This window comes from Nonomuraea sp. NPDC048916 (assembly GCF_040649575.1).
Taxonomy (GTDB): Bacteria; Actinomycetota; Actinomycetes; order Streptosporangiales; family Streptosporangiaceae; genus Nonomuraea.
Genome location: NZ_JBEZFS010000004.1, coordinates 112,532 through 125,000 on the forward strand (window position 1 = coordinate 112,532; position 12,469 = coordinate 125,000).

The following is a 12,469-nucleotide window of genomic DNA, read 5'->3' on the forward strand; positions in this document are numbered from 1 at the left end:
CGATCAGGGTATGGCCGCGCAGCGGAAACCCGTGTGCCCGGTCGAGGAGTCGGGAGTGTTGGCGGTGCGCGCGGCGACCCGGTAGCGGTTGCAGTAGGAATCGTGACACAGGTAGGACCCGCCGCGGAGCACCCTGGCCGTGCCCTCCGCCGGACCGGCCGGGTCCGTGGCGGACGGCTCCCACGTGGTGGCCCACCAGTCGGCGGTCCACTCCCAGACGTTGCCCGAGACGTTGTAGAGGCCGTAGCCGTTGGGCTGGAACGACTTCACCGGCATCGTGCCCCTGCTCGGCGCGGCCGGGAAGGGGCCCTGCCAGATGTTGCACCTGGGGCGGCCCTTCGGCGCCAGCTCGTCGCCCCACGGGTATCTCCTGCGCTCCAGACCGCCGCGCGCCGCCATCTCCCATTGCGCCTCGGTCGGCAGCCGCTTGCCCGCCCAGGAGGCGTAGGCGTGGGCGTCGTGCCACGACACGTGCACCACCGGGTGGTTCTGCCGGTCGCCCACGGAGGAACCGGGGCCCTCGGGAGAGCGCCACGCCGCCCCCTCGACGCCCACCCACCAGGGCGCCCCCGGCACCGTCGCGTCCATGACGCCGTGCCGGGCGAACTGCCGGAACACGAACGACCAGCCGATCCGCTCGGCCTCCGTGACGTAGCCGGTCTCCTTGACGAAGGTGGCGAACTGCGCGTTGGTGACGCAGGCGGGGTCGATCAGGAACGCCGCCAGCCGCACCTCGCGCACCGGCCCCTCGCCGTCGTCCGGCCAGCCGTCCGGATCGTCGCCGCCCATCAGGAACGTCCCGCCGGGCACCCGCGCCATCCCGCGCGGCGGCTCGCGCCGCACCGGCGCCGGCTCGGGCGGCCGTCCCCGCTCCCGATCCTGGACCGGAGACGGCGGAGCGGCAGTGCCCCTGCTCGGGCCGCAGCACGCGCCCACGATCCCCCCTCGTGTCGTAACCACCTGGAAGGGTAGTCGCTCGGCCATGACCTCGTTGCCCCCGACGTCGGTCATGTCCGGTTTCGCCGTGCCGGTCGCGGACCGGTAGCGTCGTTCCATGCGACTCGGCGTGCTGGACATCGGCTCTAACACCGTCCATCTCCTCGTCGTCGACGCCCACCGCGGTGCCCGGCCCATCCCCGCCTACTCCCACAAGGAGGAGATGCGGCTGACCGAGCACCTCGACGAGGCCAACGAGCTGTCCGCCGAGGGCATCGACCTGCTCGGCGCGTTCGTCGAGGAGGCGCTGGGCATCGCCGAGGACAAGGGCGTCGAGGACTTCCTGGCCTTCGCCACCTCCGCCGTCCGCGAATCCGCCAACGGCGAGCACGTGCTGGCCCGGATCGACGACCGCTGCGGCGTCAACATCGAGGTCCTGTCGGGCCGTGACGAGGCCAGGCTGACGTTCCTGGCCGTGCGCCGCTGGTTCGGCTGGTCGGCGGGGCGGCTGCTCGCCTTCGACATAGGGGGCGGCTCGCTGGAGATCGCGGCGGGGTTCGACGAGGAGCCCGACGTGGCCGTGTCGCTGCCGCTGGGCGCCGGCCGGCTGACCCGCGACTGGTTCACCACCGACCCGCCCTCGCCCGGCGAGGTGCGCGGCCTGCGCCGCCACGTACGCGCCGAGATCGCCCGCAAGGTCGGCGACGTGGTGCGCTTCGGCGAGCCCACCCGGGCCGTGGCCACGTCCAAGACCTTCAAGCAGCTCGCCAGGATCGCCGGAGCGGCCCCGTCCGGCGACGGCCACTACGTCTCGCGTTCGCTGTCGCGCCAGGACATGGCCGACTGGGCGGTCAAGCTCCCCACGATGACAACGGCTGAGCGGGCCGGGCTGCCGGGAGTGTCGGACGGGCGGGCAGAGCAGCTGGCGGCCGGGGCCCTGGTCGCCGACGCGGCCATGGATCTGTTCGAGGTCCACCGGCTGGAGGTGTGCCCGTGGGCGCTGCGTGAGGGCGTCATCCTGCGCCGCCTGGACCTGCTGCCGAGCCGTCTCGACCTCGCCCCTCGGTAACCGTGACGTACCCTCAAAAGAGGTATAAGTCCTGGTTGTCCGGAAATAGTGGGCTGATGTTGGCCATCCTCGGCATGATCGCTTCGCTGGCGATCGCCTTCTCCCTGATGCTCGTGGCCCTCTTCGTCGTCTCGGTCGTCGTGCTGATCACGCTCGCGCTGGTGGCGGGGGCGACCCGCCAGAACGTCATGCGGGGTGGTCGCTCGTCATAAGGGGCGGTCCCGCGGCGCCCGGCACGAACGTCAGCCGCTTCTCCAGGCACACCATCGCCCCCTGCTCGGGCCTGCTGGTGAAGCGGACGTCGTCGGCCAGCGCGCGCATGATCTGCAGCCCCCGGCCGTGCTCGGACCCGGCCGGCGCCTCGCGCACCTTGCCGGGGTCGAATCCGCTCCCGGTGTCGATGACCCTGATCACGCACAGATCGTCATAGACTCCCGCGGTCACGGTGTATTCGTCACTGTGTGCGGCGTGCCTGATCACGTTGGCGCACGCCTCGGTGAGCATGAGCTCGATGTCGTCGCGGACCGGCGGATCGACGCCCAGGGTGCGCAGGGCGCCTTCGAAGATCTGCCTGATCAGCGGGACACTCGCCGCATCCCTGGGCAACCGGAGCGCTATCGTCGTCTCCACCGCGTCTCCTCCCGTTCGGATGCGTGGAGCAACCTGCCCACGATCGGCGATCCCAATCACCGGCTACGCCTCCAGCAGCCGGAGCGCCACCTCCACGGAGGCGTCGGTGATCTCGTCCTCCGACAGCGTCTCGTCGTGGGCCATCCACTTGCCCGCGTGCAGCGTGAACAGCGCCATCGACCGGCTGATGCGCGTGGCGAGCGGATCACCGGGCTCGCTCATCCGCGTGGTCAGCTCCAGCATCACCTCCCGCATCCGCAGGAGCTTCGGATGCTCGCGCAGCGCGGTCTGGTTGCGCTCCAGGAAACGGGCGATCTCCATGTAGCGGCTCCGCTTCAGCTGGTCCGCGTAGCGCAGGACCAGCTGACGTCGCGCCTCCGGCGTGCGGGGCTGCGCCCTGAACCAGGCCAGCAGCTCCTCGATCTCCGCCACACGCAGGTCGACCAGGCCGGCGACGATGTCGTCCTTGGTCTTGAAGTGGTAGTAGAGCGCGGCCTTGGTCACGCCGAGCTCCTCGGCGATCTCCCGCAGGGAGGTCGCCTCGTAGCCCTGCTCGGTGAAGAGCCTGAGCGCGATCTCCTGGATTCGGGTCCGCGTGTCTTCCCGCACTGTGCACCTATTTCGACTTGACGGCCGGCAAGTAAGTATGCAGTTTATCGTATGCTTGCCGGTCGGCAAGTAAGCAAGATCGCAAATAGGGGGTGCCCATGGATGAAGCAGCCAGACGCCGTCGCGAGGTCATGGTGGTCCTGCCCGGGCTGATGCTCGCGATGATCCTGGCGATGCTGGACAACATGGTCGTGGGCACGGCCATGCCGCGCATCGTCGGAGAGCTCGGCGGGCTGTCGCACCTGTCCTGGGTCGTCACGGCGTACGTGCTGGGCACGACCGTCTCCACCCCATCTGGGGCAAGATCGGCGACCTCTACGGCCGCAAGACCATCTTCATGGTCTCCATCGTCATCCTCATGGCGGGCTCCGCGCTCTGCGGCATGGCGGGCTCGGCCTTGTTAGGCGGCCCCGAGGGCGGCATGGCCGAGCTGATCGGCTTCCGGGCCCTGCAGGGCCTCGGCGCCGGCGGGCTGATCGTCAACGTCATGGCCATCATCGGCGACCTGGTCCCGCCCCGCGAGCGCGGCCAGTACCAGGGCATCATGGCGGCGGTCATGTCGCTGCGCCGAGGAGGCGGAGAGGACGGCCGGCGGCGGCGGCCGGATGGACCCGGCCGCGCTGGCGCAGCTGGCGCCGCCGGTCCGGTCAGAGCGGCGGCAGCACCAGCAACTGGTCGAGCGCGGTGATCCGCAACATGCTGCGCAGGTGGGGCGTCAGCGCCACCACGTGCAGGGCCGCGTCGGCGAGCTCGGCCTGCTGGTGCAGCCGGATCAGCGCCGCCAGGCTGGAGGAGTCGATGAACGACAGCTCCGACAGGTCGACCTCGAGCACGCGGTAGCCGGCGGCGGGCGCCAGCGCCGCCAGTTGCGCGACCGTGTCATAGGCGAGGTCGCCCCGCAGCGCGAGCCGGACGGTCGCCTGGTCCGGCGTCGCGATCTCGATCTGGAGCGGCCTCTTGTCAAGCACACACCCAGCCTAACGAGCGGCCGGAAAACCAGCGGCGCTCCGGTCGAGGGTTGTGCAAAATCCCCACCATGGAATCAATCAGACGGCCACGGGCCGAGGACGCCTCCGTCATCCACCAACTCGTGACCGCTTCTGACATCGACGTCATCGGCCAGGCCGACTCGACCCTCGACGACATCGCCGACCAGCTCGCCGAGCCCGGCTTCGACCTCGAGCGGGACGCCTGGCTGAGCCACGACGACGACGGCCGGCCCAACGCCTGGGCCTGGGCGTGCCGCAACGGCGACAGCGACCTGGTCGACATCGAGGTGATCGTCCGGCCGGGCGCCGACCCGTCCGGCGACCTGGCCGGCCGGCTGTGGCGGACGGTGCTCGGGCGGGCCGGCGAGCTGGCGCGCGAACGCGGCCACGACGGCGCCACCGTCGACATCGGCATCTACCGGGCCGACGAGGCCAGGCAGGCGCTGGCCCGACAGCACGGGTTCGAGCCCGGCACCAGCTACCACCGGCTCCGCATCGACCACGACGGCCCGCTCGACCCGCCCGCCCCACTGCCCGGCCTGACCCTGCACACCGGCGAGACCGACGACGTGCGCCGCGAGGCCCACCGGATCCACCAGGAGGGGTTCGCCGAGCACTTCGGCTTCGTCCCGGTCGACTACGAGCAGTGGCACGAGCGCAGGCAGGCGCAGAGCGTCACCGACTGGAGCCGGCTGACCGTCGCCAGGATCGACGGCCGCCCGGCCGCGGTCGCGATCGGCAACGACCAGTTCGTGAGCGACGAGGGCTGCGGCTACGTCGCCACGCTGGCCGTGCTGCCCGCCTTCCGGGGGCGCGGCCTGGGCCGCTTCCTGCTGCGGCACGCCTTCGCCGCCGACGCCGCGCGCGGCCGCAAGGGCACGATCCTGCACGTCGACTCCAACAACGCCACCCCCGCGCTCGACCTCTACCTGTCGGCGGGCATGCGCCTGGTCCTCGTCATCGACATCTGGCGCCGCCGGATCTAGTCCGCCGGATCCGGCGACCGTGCGACCTCGCGGCCCCCGCGACCGTTGGTCGCGTCAGCCGCGGCGGACGAAGTTCACGCGCTCGAGATGCGGCTCGTACTCCGCGGGGCCGGCGATCAGCCTCTCCTTGATCAGGTCGAGGTCGGCCCCACCGGACAGGGAGACCCGCTGGTAGACGACCTGCCCGCGGGAGCGCTTTCGCTGCACGATCAGGTGCGTGTCGTCGTACCAGCCGGCGATGGCGTGGATGTCGTCACCGATCCGGCGGACGATCCTCCCGGTCGACGCCTCGACGACGGCGATCCGGCCTCCGTCGTCACCCCCGCGGACGAACGTGGCGAACAGCTTGCCCGACGGCGAGAACGGGGTGACGGTGTGCCATTCGTCCAGGGCGCCGACGCCCGTGTAGAACCTGCGCCGTTCCCCGCGCAGGTCGTAGACGGCGATGCGGAGCCCGCCCGGAGCCACGCCGGGTTCGTCGTGCATGGCCATCACCCGGCCGGCGTCGCCGGCGAAGTAGAAGCGGTGGGCGCGGCCGATGTCCCAGAAGGCGACCCGATGCCGGGGCCCCGTCCTGACCAGCCGGGGAACGCGGTCGGCCACGTTCAGGGTGACGAACCCGATGATCGTCAGGCTGCCGTCGGAATGCGGCCGGTACGCGGTCAGCAGCAGGGTGCGGCCGTCCGAGGACCACTCCGGAGAGGTCACGGGGGCGGGCAGGCGAACCTTGTACGTGCGGCCGCTCCCGCGGTCCATCAGGTCGATGGTCTTCACCGGGACCCACAGGCGGTTGTCCGGGATCCCCGCGACCCACCTCTCACCCGGTGCCACCAGCGCCTCGCGATAGCGCGTCTTGACGAACCGGCCTCCCTCGCGCAGATACCCGTAATGCCCCTGACCCGCGTCGAAGACCAGTGAGTACGAAGCCAGCACCGGCCCCCGAGCCGTGTCCCGGACCTCGCCCGAGGTGCCGGCGAGCTTGACCCGAGGCTCTGACGCGGCCGGGTGCGCGGCGGGTGCGCCGGCGACGGCGACCACCATGGCCGCTAACGCGGCGACGACGGATTTGACGAACATATGCCCCTCCTTATCCCACTGATCAGACACGCGTCCGGGGCGTTCGGTTCGACGTCGCCCCCTTCCGTGTTCGAATTCGGTGGGACGAACGGGGACGTCTGAGAAGCCGCGCCGACACCGGCTAGACCCGGTGGGCGGACAGGTGGTCGAGCACCGACTGGTTGGCCTCCCAGCCGTCGGGGAACTTCACCGGCACGCCCAGCTGCACGGTCTCGGCCGACGGGTGGGCGTCGAGCAGCTCGGCGATGCCCGCCCTGGCCACCACCACGCAGGCGTGCCGGTGCCGCGAGGCCAGCACGCACAGCCGCCCCGACTCCAGGTGGAACGCCGTGGCGTCGCGCCGCCCCGACAGCGGATGCAGCACGATCGTCACGTCGTACTCGCGTCCCTGCAGCCGGTTGGCGGTGTCGACGGTGATCTCCGGCGGCAGCCCGGCGGCCCTGATCGCCGCCACCTGGTCGCGGTGCGCGGCGCCGACCGCGATCCGGTCAGCCGTCACCGGCCGCTCGCCCTGCTCCGAGCCAGCCACCGCGCCGCGCTGCAGCAGCCGCGCGGCCAGCAGCGCCACGGCCCGCACGGCCTCGCCGTCGGTCCGCACCGTGTGCCGGTCGGGCAGCTCCAGCAGCGCCCACCCGGAGCGTGCCGCCTCCTCCAGCGCCCGGTCGTGCACGGTGCCCATGCCGCCCGTGGACAGCTCCAGCCGCCGATCGCCCGGCCCGGTGCCGGACCGGAACCCGGTGAACGGGTAGAACGCCCGCGACACCACCGGGGCCGCCGAGGCCGGCAGCCGCCACGACACCGGCAGCCGGTGCACCGGCAGATCCGGGTTGTGGCGCAGCAGCACCGACACCGCGCTCTGCAGCGGATCCCACGACAGCCCGGACCAGCGGTCGCCGTCGACGACGGAGAACGGGTCGAGCTGGCCCGGATCGCCCACGAACAGCGCCCGCTCGAACAGCCCGGCGATGCGCAGCAGCTTGTCGGACCGCATCTGGTAGGCCTCGTCCACGATCGCCCACGGCCAGGTGCGGCCGGAGATCCACGCCCACTTGTCGGCGGTCGCGATGACGATGTCGGGATCGCCCAGGTCCTGGACACGGGTGCCGACGGTGACGCCGGGCAACTCCAGCAACCGCGCCGGCGGCACGTAGCCGCTCGCCGACAGCCGCCCCACGGTCAGCCGGGGGTGCCCGGCCGAGATCCGGGAGATGAGGTCGTCGACCTGCTCGTTGGTCTGCGCCACGATCATCAGCGGCTCGCCGGTCGCGGCCAGGTGCGCCGCCGCCCGCACCACCAGCGTGGACTTGCCCGCCCCCGGCGGCGAGTCGACGACCACGCCGCGATGCCGGGGCAGGTCGGCGAGCACGTCCCGGATCACCTGCTCGGGACTCCTGGGAGCCTCCTCGGCCGGCTCGGCGGTCACGACCACTCCTCCAGGGCGTCCTCGTCGGTCGGAACGTACTCGCGTGGCGGCCCGCCGTGCGTCCACGGCGTCGCCTCCGCCTCGGGCAGGCCGGGCGAGCCCTTGAAGTCGTCGGTCAGCGAGGTGTAGCAGACCCGCTCGCCCACCTCGGGCACCGACCCCGGAGCGGGTGTCTTCGACCGGCCCATGCCCTTGGTGATCTTCAAGGTGACCCGGCCGTCGCGGGCCGACACCAGCTCGGCGCCCTGCTCGCGTCGCTGAGGGGTGCCGAGCGCGGTGCCCGGCGCGAGTCGTACGGGATCGTCGGTCTTGATCACCACGAGCGGGCGGAGCTTGCGGGAGCGGCCCTCGCCCTCGACCCGGCCGGGGTCGGACTCGACCACCTCGCCGGCGAACGCCTCGCCGGTCAGCCGGTATTCGGCCATCACCAGCGGGTCGTCGTAGGCGCGCTGCACGTCGTAGGCGGCCTGGGCGCGTTCCATGCGGGCCAGCCGGGAGGCGGCGGCGATCGCGCCGTCGCGCCGGGCCTGCGGCGGCGCCCCCTCGGCGATCTGCGCGGCCATGCCGCTGAACGAGCCGCGGTCCTGCTCCCACCGCTGCGCGACGCCCGCGCCCGCGGGCAGACCGCCGAGCAGGTCGATCGCCTGCCACATGAGCCGCCAGGTGGGTTCGAGCTGGCCGCGGAGCGCCTCGGTGACGCGTTCGGCCGACCCGCTCTCGATCGCCGGTGCCAGCACCTCGGCGTCGAACCCGGGATCGGTGGCCGGACCGGCCGGCGGCCAGATCAGCGGGTCCTCCGCGTCGTCGCTCGGCCCCTCGGTGATCCAGCCGGTCAGCGCGGCCAGGTTGGCGTCCTCCAGCCCGCTCTGCCCGCTCGCCCAGTGCCTGCCGAGCTCCTCGGTCGCGGCCAGCGTGAGCGACGATCCCGGATAGGCGGCCCGCTCGGCGAAGTAGGTGAGCCAGCGGCCGAGCATCGGCACCCCCTCGGGCACCGGATAGGGGCCGTCGGGGCGGCGGAAGCGCGTGGACCGGCCGAGCAGCCGGGTGAACGCCACGCCCGCGGGGTTCGGCACGACCAGTTGCGGCGCGTCCAGCACCCGCTCGTAGGGGTCGGCGTTTCTGCGCTCCACCGTCTCCGTGCCGCTCAGGAACCCCTCGATGTACGGCAGGAGCAGCCCGGCCAGCTCGGCGGCCCAGGCGAACCGCAGGTCGCGGTTGCGCGGCTGGGTCACGACGAGCAGGTGAGGCGTGGCGCGCTCGGTGCCGAGCATGGCGGCGAGCGGCGCGGCGGCCTCACCGGACAGCTTCAGCGGGATGAACACCATCGGCCGCGCGGACAGGTGGCAGTGCCGGACGGTCGCGATGGGCTGCGCGATGCCCTCGTCGATGGCCCGCAGCCGGGCGAGGGAGGTGAGCAGGCTCACGGGCGCTCCCGGACGCCCCGCGCGGGGGGCGAGTCGGGCCGGCCGGCTCCCGGCGGCGCGGAGGTCATGCGAGGCACTCCTGGCGCAGCCGCTCGGCGTTGCGGAGCAGGCGGGCGATCTCCTCCTGCCCTTCGGCGGGATCCCGGGTGCCGTCGGCCAGCCCGAGCGCCTCGGCGACGGAGGCGACGCCGCCCAGCTCGTCGCGGACCTGGCGGCCCAGCAGGTCGGAGGCGCCCTCCTGGCGGGCCTCGTCGCGGCAGAAGAAGCACAGGTCGCAGGCGGACAGGCAGTCGGGCGCGTAGCGGGCGGTGGCCCGGCGCAGCGCGTCGGCCAGCTCGGCCGGCGGCCGGGTCGGCAGCCCGTCCTCGCCCGGCAGCAGGTCGAACGACAGGTCGGCGGGCAGGTCGGCCACCAGGCTGTCGAGCCCGGTCATCCGGGACAGCTGCCGCTGGAGCACGGCCAGTTGCCTGCGCACGTCGACCAGCGTCGCGACGGGCCGGTTGGCGAAGTTCTCCGGGCAGACCAGCACCACGTCGTGCGCCACCCGCAGCGGGTCGTGGCCCAGCTCCTGCAGCAGCCGCCGCAGGGCCAGCACGTAGACGGCCGCCTGCCGGGCCGCGGCCGCCACCGCCGCCGGGTCGGCCTGCCCGTCGATCACCGCGAACGACTTGATCTCCACGATGTGGAACCTGCCGCCCACCTGGAAGGCGACCACGTCGGGCTCCAGGTAGGCGGTGTGCCCGGCGATCTCCAGGCTGAGCAGCGGGTGGTCGTAGACCGTGCCCGCGTCGAGCCCGTCGCGGGCCGCCCGGTCGAACAGCGCCCGCGTGTGGGCGTGGCGCAGGTGGGCGCCGACGTTCTCCACGTCGTGGTAGGCCACCTCGGCGACCGGCAGGCCGAGCAGCTCACGCAGCATCCGCAGCAGCTCGGCGCATCCGTCGGCCTTGACCAGCGACTCGAACACGTTGCCCCGGGTGATCGCGAACGGCGACTGGCCGAACGGCGCGGGGAAGCCCAGGTGCCGGGCGGCGGCGTCCTTGTCGATTCCGGCGCCGTCCATCAGCGCCCTGCGCGTGCAGCCGGGGTTGGCCGCGAGCGCGGCTATCGCCCGGGCGTCGTGCGGCTTCTGCTGCGTCGTGCCCCGCAACGCGTCGAGCCGGTTCATCGGCCGCCTTTCGTGGTCGTGTCCCTGGCGAGGGTGCTCAGCGTAGCGGCGCCGAACAGCCGCGCCGCGTCACCGAGCTGCGATGTCGCGCGTTTCGCCAGCGTGTCGCGGTCACGCGTGTCGCGCTCGGCGTGCACGGCCAGCTCCGCGGCCGCCGCCTCGATCACCTGGCCGGGGTCGGGCGGGCCGAGGTCGCTCCGGCTGCCGCCGGGGATGTTCCGCGCCATCCTGGCCAGCAGCCGGGCCGCCCGCGGATCGTCGGTCAGGTGCCGCGCCACCGCGATGGCGCAGGTCAGGAAGTCGACGCGGGGGCTGAGCGGGCCCACCATCCTGCGTGCCAGCGGCCACGTGCTGACCGAGAGCAGGCCGCGGGCGGGGGAGAGGCGGTCGGTCAGCGCCGCGCACAGGTAGTAGGGCCTGCCGTACGGGGAGGCGCGGAACGAACGCTCCTCGTCGCGCCGCGTGCTGGTCAGCTGGTTGCCCCGGAGCGTGCCGCCGAAGAACGCCTCGCCCACGGCGACGATCAGCCTCGGCTGGGCGGGGGCGCCGAGCAGGGTGAGCGCCTGGTGCACCTGCTCGCGCACGGTGACGAGCCGCGGCGCCGGCTCCCTGACGGCACGTGGGACGGGCTCCGGGCCGGGCTCGCCGCCGTCGCTCACGAGGGCGTCCCAGGTGCGCTCGGCCCCGCGCAGCTCGGCACGCAGCACCCGCGCCGTGGCGGTGTCCCTGACCCGCATCGCTCCGCGCACGCCGGCTCGGAGCTCGTCGATCCGCCTCTCGAGCTCGTCCAGCCGGTCACTCATGGCCGCGAGCGTAACAGGAGTTCCAGTATTTACCAGTAATCCGGCAAAGAGCTGGAGGTGATCTACAACGTAAAGGGCGTGGGTCTAGCCGGTCGGCACGGCCAGCACCCAGGTGCGATCCCCGGTGAGGAACCGCTCCAGCCGCAGGCCAGACTCCGCCAGGGCGTCGGAGAGCTCCTCGTCCGTCAAACGCCGGGAGGCGAACGACTGGGTCCACACCTTCGCGCCGTACGTGCAGCGCATGGTCGCGTTGAACAGGCCGGGGGAGACCTCCTCCACCGCCGCCAGCTCGATGGTCAGGTCGCCCTCGGTCCGGCCCTGGCCGGCGTGCCAGGTGTCGTGCCGCTCCGGCGGCAACCACTGGATCAGCACCGAACCGCCCGGGGCCACGTGCCTGGCGCAGGCGTCCAGCAGCCCTCGCCGGTCCTGCTCGCCGGCCGTCTGCACGAGCTGGGAGGCCAGCATGACGGCGTCGAAGCGGCGGTCGAGCCGCACGTCCTGGATCCGGGCCCGGATGGTCTCCGCCCCGCGCACGCAGGCCAGCATCTCGGCCGACTCGTCCACCGCCACCACCTGGTAGCCGCGTTCGACCAGCGGGTGCGTGACCCGGCCCACCCCCGAGCCGAACTCCAGGATCGAACCGCCCGCCGGCACCACCCCGGCCACGATCTCGGGCTCGCCGTTGGGTCTCATGAGCCGGTAGAACTCCACTGAAGAGCCATCACGGGTGATGGCGCCGGAACCTGTGCCGCTGTTCGATGTGATCCCCATGAATCGACACCTATCATCCTCGCGTCGTGGCGGCATCCGGATCAGGTCCCCGGATCGTGACACGCGAGGGGCCGGCAGGGTGGACGATGCTGCCGTGTCCCGTGAGATGCGCCATCTGATCGGCGTCGTGGCAGGTCTGGCCGCGCTGCCTCTCGTCTACTACCTGACCGAGGCCGGCGCCAGAGGGCTGCGCGCCGCCAACGCCGCGTTCAGCCCGGGGCCGTCGGGGCTCGGCTACCTGATGGTGGTGGCGGCCATCGTCTCCGTGCTCGCCGTCTGGCCGTGGCTGTCGCCCCTCGCGGCGCTGACCTGCGGGCTGCCGCTGGCCCTCGCGGGCTGCCTGTTCGCGCTCGACCTCGACGCCGCGACGGGCCTGGCGGCCACCCTGCCCCGGCTGGCGCAGTCCGCCGGCGAGCCGCCGGGCACGCTGGCCGGGGCGACCGGGCTGTACGCCGTCATCGGCGTGTCGCTGGTGCTCTCGGCGCTCGCCCCGCATCGCCTGAGATCGATCCGCGGCCGGTGAGCGGCCGGACTGCCGTAGTCCAGGGTGAGACAGCTCGCGGACGCCCATCATCGGCCGTCTTCAC

At 72.7% G+C, this 12,469-nt stretch carries 15 protein-coding genes; 5 read left to right on the forward strand and 10 right to left on the reverse strand.

The window, feature by feature from the left end; genetic code table 11:
* Positions 1-3: 3 nt before the first annotated feature.
* The gene (locus tag AB0C16_RS05045) at positions 4-1,056 is read right to left on the reverse strand and encodes a formylglycine-generating enzyme family protein (protein WP_357679004.1); all 1,053 of its coding nucleotides are present in this window, start codon (positions 1,054-1,056) and stop codon (positions 4-6) included.
* Here AB0C16_RS05045 and AB0C16_RS05050 point away from each other — a divergent pair.
* Positions 1,055-2,005 carry a Ppx/GppA phosphatase family protein gene (locus tag AB0C16_RS05050; RefSeq protein WP_357679006.1) on the forward strand — a complete coding sequence of 317 codons (951 nt, stop codon included), beginning with the start codon at positions 1,055-1,057 and terminating at the stop codon, positions 2,003-2,005. The genes AB0C16_RS05045 and AB0C16_RS05050 overlap by 2 nt on opposite strands.
* A gap of 56 nt (positions 2,006-2,061) precedes the next feature.
* A complete protein-coding gene (locus AB0C16_RS05055) occupies positions 2,062-2,217 on the forward strand; it encodes a hypothetical protein (RefSeq protein WP_357679008.1) in 156 nt (51 codons plus the stop codon).
* Here AB0C16_RS05055 and AB0C16_RS05060 read toward each other — a convergent pair.
* Together AB0C16_RS05060 and AB0C16_RS05065 are read right to left on the reverse strand one after the other, a co-directional pair.
* The gene (locus AB0C16_RS05060) at positions 2,192-2,635 is read right to left on the reverse strand and encodes an ATP-binding protein (protein WP_357679010.1); all 444 of its coding nucleotides are present in this window, start codon (positions 2,633-2,635) and stop codon (positions 2,192-2,194) included. The genes AB0C16_RS05055 and AB0C16_RS05060 overlap by 26 nt on opposite strands.
* 63 nt (positions 2,636-2,698) lie before the next feature.
* Positions 2,699-3,244, reverse strand: coding sequence for a helix-turn-helix domain-containing protein (locus AB0C16_RS05065; protein ID WP_357679012.1), 546 nt, complete (start codon positions 3,242-3,244; stop codon positions 2,699-2,701).
* A gap of 337 nt (positions 3,245-3,581) precedes the next feature.
* On the opposite strand from AB0C16_RS05065, the gene AB0C16_RS05070 reads away from it, so the two are divergent.
* On the forward strand, positions 3,582-3,932 hold the full coding sequence (locus AB0C16_RS05070) for an MFS transporter (RefSeq protein WP_357679014.1): 351 nt from the start codon (positions 3,582-3,584) through the stop codon (positions 3,930-3,932).
* Here AB0C16_RS05070 and AB0C16_RS05075 read toward each other — a convergent pair.
* The gene (locus AB0C16_RS05075) at positions 3,892-4,212 is read right to left on the reverse strand and encodes an STAS domain-containing protein (protein WP_357679016.1); all 321 of its coding nucleotides are present in this window, start codon (positions 4,210-4,212) and stop codon (positions 3,892-3,894) included. The genes AB0C16_RS05070 and AB0C16_RS05075 overlap by 41 nt on opposite strands.
* Before the next feature lie 68 nt (positions 4,213-4,280).
* Between AB0C16_RS05075 and AB0C16_RS05080 the strand changes: the two genes are divergently transcribed.
* Complete coding sequence (locus AB0C16_RS05080; RefSeq protein ID WP_357679018.1) at positions 4,281-5,219, forward strand: GNAT family N-acetyltransferase; 939 nt, start codon at positions 4,281-4,283, stop codon at positions 5,217-5,219.
* Positions 5,220-5,273: 54 nt separating this feature from the next.
* Here the strand turns inward: AB0C16_RS05080 and AB0C16_RS05085 are convergent, their stop codons facing one another.
* The 6 genes from AB0C16_RS05085 to AB0C16_RS05110 all read right to left on the reverse strand — a co-directional run bounded on the left by AB0C16_RS05085 (position 5,274) and on the right by AB0C16_RS05110 (position 11,804).
* Positions 5,274-6,296 carry a hypothetical protein gene (locus AB0C16_RS05085; RefSeq protein WP_357679020.1) on the reverse strand — a complete coding sequence of 341 codons (1,023 nt, stop codon included), beginning with the start codon at positions 6,294-6,296 and terminating at the stop codon, positions 5,274-5,276.
* A gap of 121 nt (positions 6,297-6,417) precedes the next feature.
* Positions 6,418-7,719, reverse strand: coding sequence for an AAA family ATPase (locus AB0C16_RS05090; RefSeq protein WP_357679022.1), 1,302 nt, complete (start codon positions 7,717-7,719; stop codon positions 6,418-6,420).
* Positions 7,716-9,143 carry a hypothetical protein gene (locus AB0C16_RS05095; RefSeq protein WP_357679024.1) on the reverse strand — a complete coding sequence of 476 codons (1,428 nt, stop codon included), beginning with the start codon at positions 9,141-9,143 and terminating at the stop codon, positions 7,716-7,718. Before AB0C16_RS05095 ends, AB0C16_RS05090 begins: the two co-directional genes overlap by 4 nt.
* A 64-nt stretch (positions 9,144-9,207) precedes the next feature.
* The gene (locus AB0C16_RS05100) at positions 9,208-10,308 is read right to left on the reverse strand and encodes a hypothetical protein (protein WP_357679026.1); all 1,101 of its coding nucleotides are present in this window, start codon (positions 10,306-10,308) and stop codon (positions 9,208-9,210) included.
* Positions 10,305-11,111: a hypothetical protein gene (locus AB0C16_RS05105; protein WP_357679027.1), complete on the reverse strand. Its 807-nt coding sequence runs from the start codon at positions 11,109-11,111 to the stop codon at positions 10,305-10,307. The genes AB0C16_RS05100 and AB0C16_RS05105 overlap by 4 nt, the downstream gene beginning before the upstream one ends.
* 84 nt (positions 11,112-11,195) lie before the next feature.
* On the reverse strand, positions 11,196-11,804 hold the full coding sequence (locus AB0C16_RS05110) for a class I SAM-dependent methyltransferase (RefSeq protein ID WP_357679028.1): 609 nt from the start codon (positions 11,802-11,804) through the stop codon (positions 11,196-11,198).
* A 172-nt stretch (positions 11,805-11,976) separates the two neighbouring features.
* Between AB0C16_RS05110 and AB0C16_RS05115 the strand changes: the two genes are divergently transcribed.
* Entirely contained in the window at positions 11,977-12,405 is a 429-nt protein-coding gene (locus AB0C16_RS05115; RefSeq protein ID WP_357679030.1) for a hypothetical protein, read from the forward strand.
* The last annotated feature ends 64 nt before the right edge of the window (positions 12,406-12,469 follow it).

What these genes read in the sequence shown, in the direction of transcription:
- AB0C16_RS05080 (WP_357679018.1), top strand. Translation starts at nt 4,281, where the DNA reads ATGGAATCAATCAGACGGCCACGGGCCGAGGACGCCTCCGTCATCCAC.
- AB0C16_RS05045 (WP_357679004.1), bottom strand. Translation starts at nt 1,056, where the DNA reads ATGGAACGACGCTACCGGTCCGCGACCGGCACGGCGAAACCGGACATG.
- AB0C16_RS05070 (WP_357679014.1), top strand. Translation starts at nt 3,582, where the DNA reads ATGGTCTCCATCGTCATCCTCATGGCGGGCTCCGCGCTCTGCGGCATG.
- AB0C16_RS05055 (WP_357679008.1), top strand. Translation starts at nt 2,062, where the DNA reads ATGTTGGCCATCCTCGGCATGATCGCTTCGCTGGCGATCGCCTTCTCC.
- AB0C16_RS05085 (WP_357679020.1), bottom strand. Translation starts at nt 6,296, where the DNA reads ATGTTCGTCAAATCCGTCGTCGCCGCGTTAGCGGCCATGGTGGTCGCC.
- AB0C16_RS05110 (WP_357679028.1), bottom strand. Translation starts at nt 11,804, where the DNA reads ATGAGACCCAACGGCGAGCCCGAGATCGTGGCCGGGGTGGTGCCGGCG.
- AB0C16_RS05050 (WP_357679006.1), top strand. Translation starts at nt 1,055, where the DNA reads ATGCGACTCGGCGTGCTGGACATCGGCTCTAACACCGTCCATCTCCTC.
- AB0C16_RS05105 (WP_357679027.1), bottom strand. Translation starts at nt 11,111, where the DNA reads ATGAGTGACCGGCTGGACGAGCTCGAGAGGCGGATCGACGAGCTCCGA.
- AB0C16_RS05100 (WP_357679026.1), bottom strand. Translation starts at nt 10,308, where the DNA reads ATGAACCGGCTCGACGCGTTGCGGGGCACGACGCAGCAGAAGCCGCAC.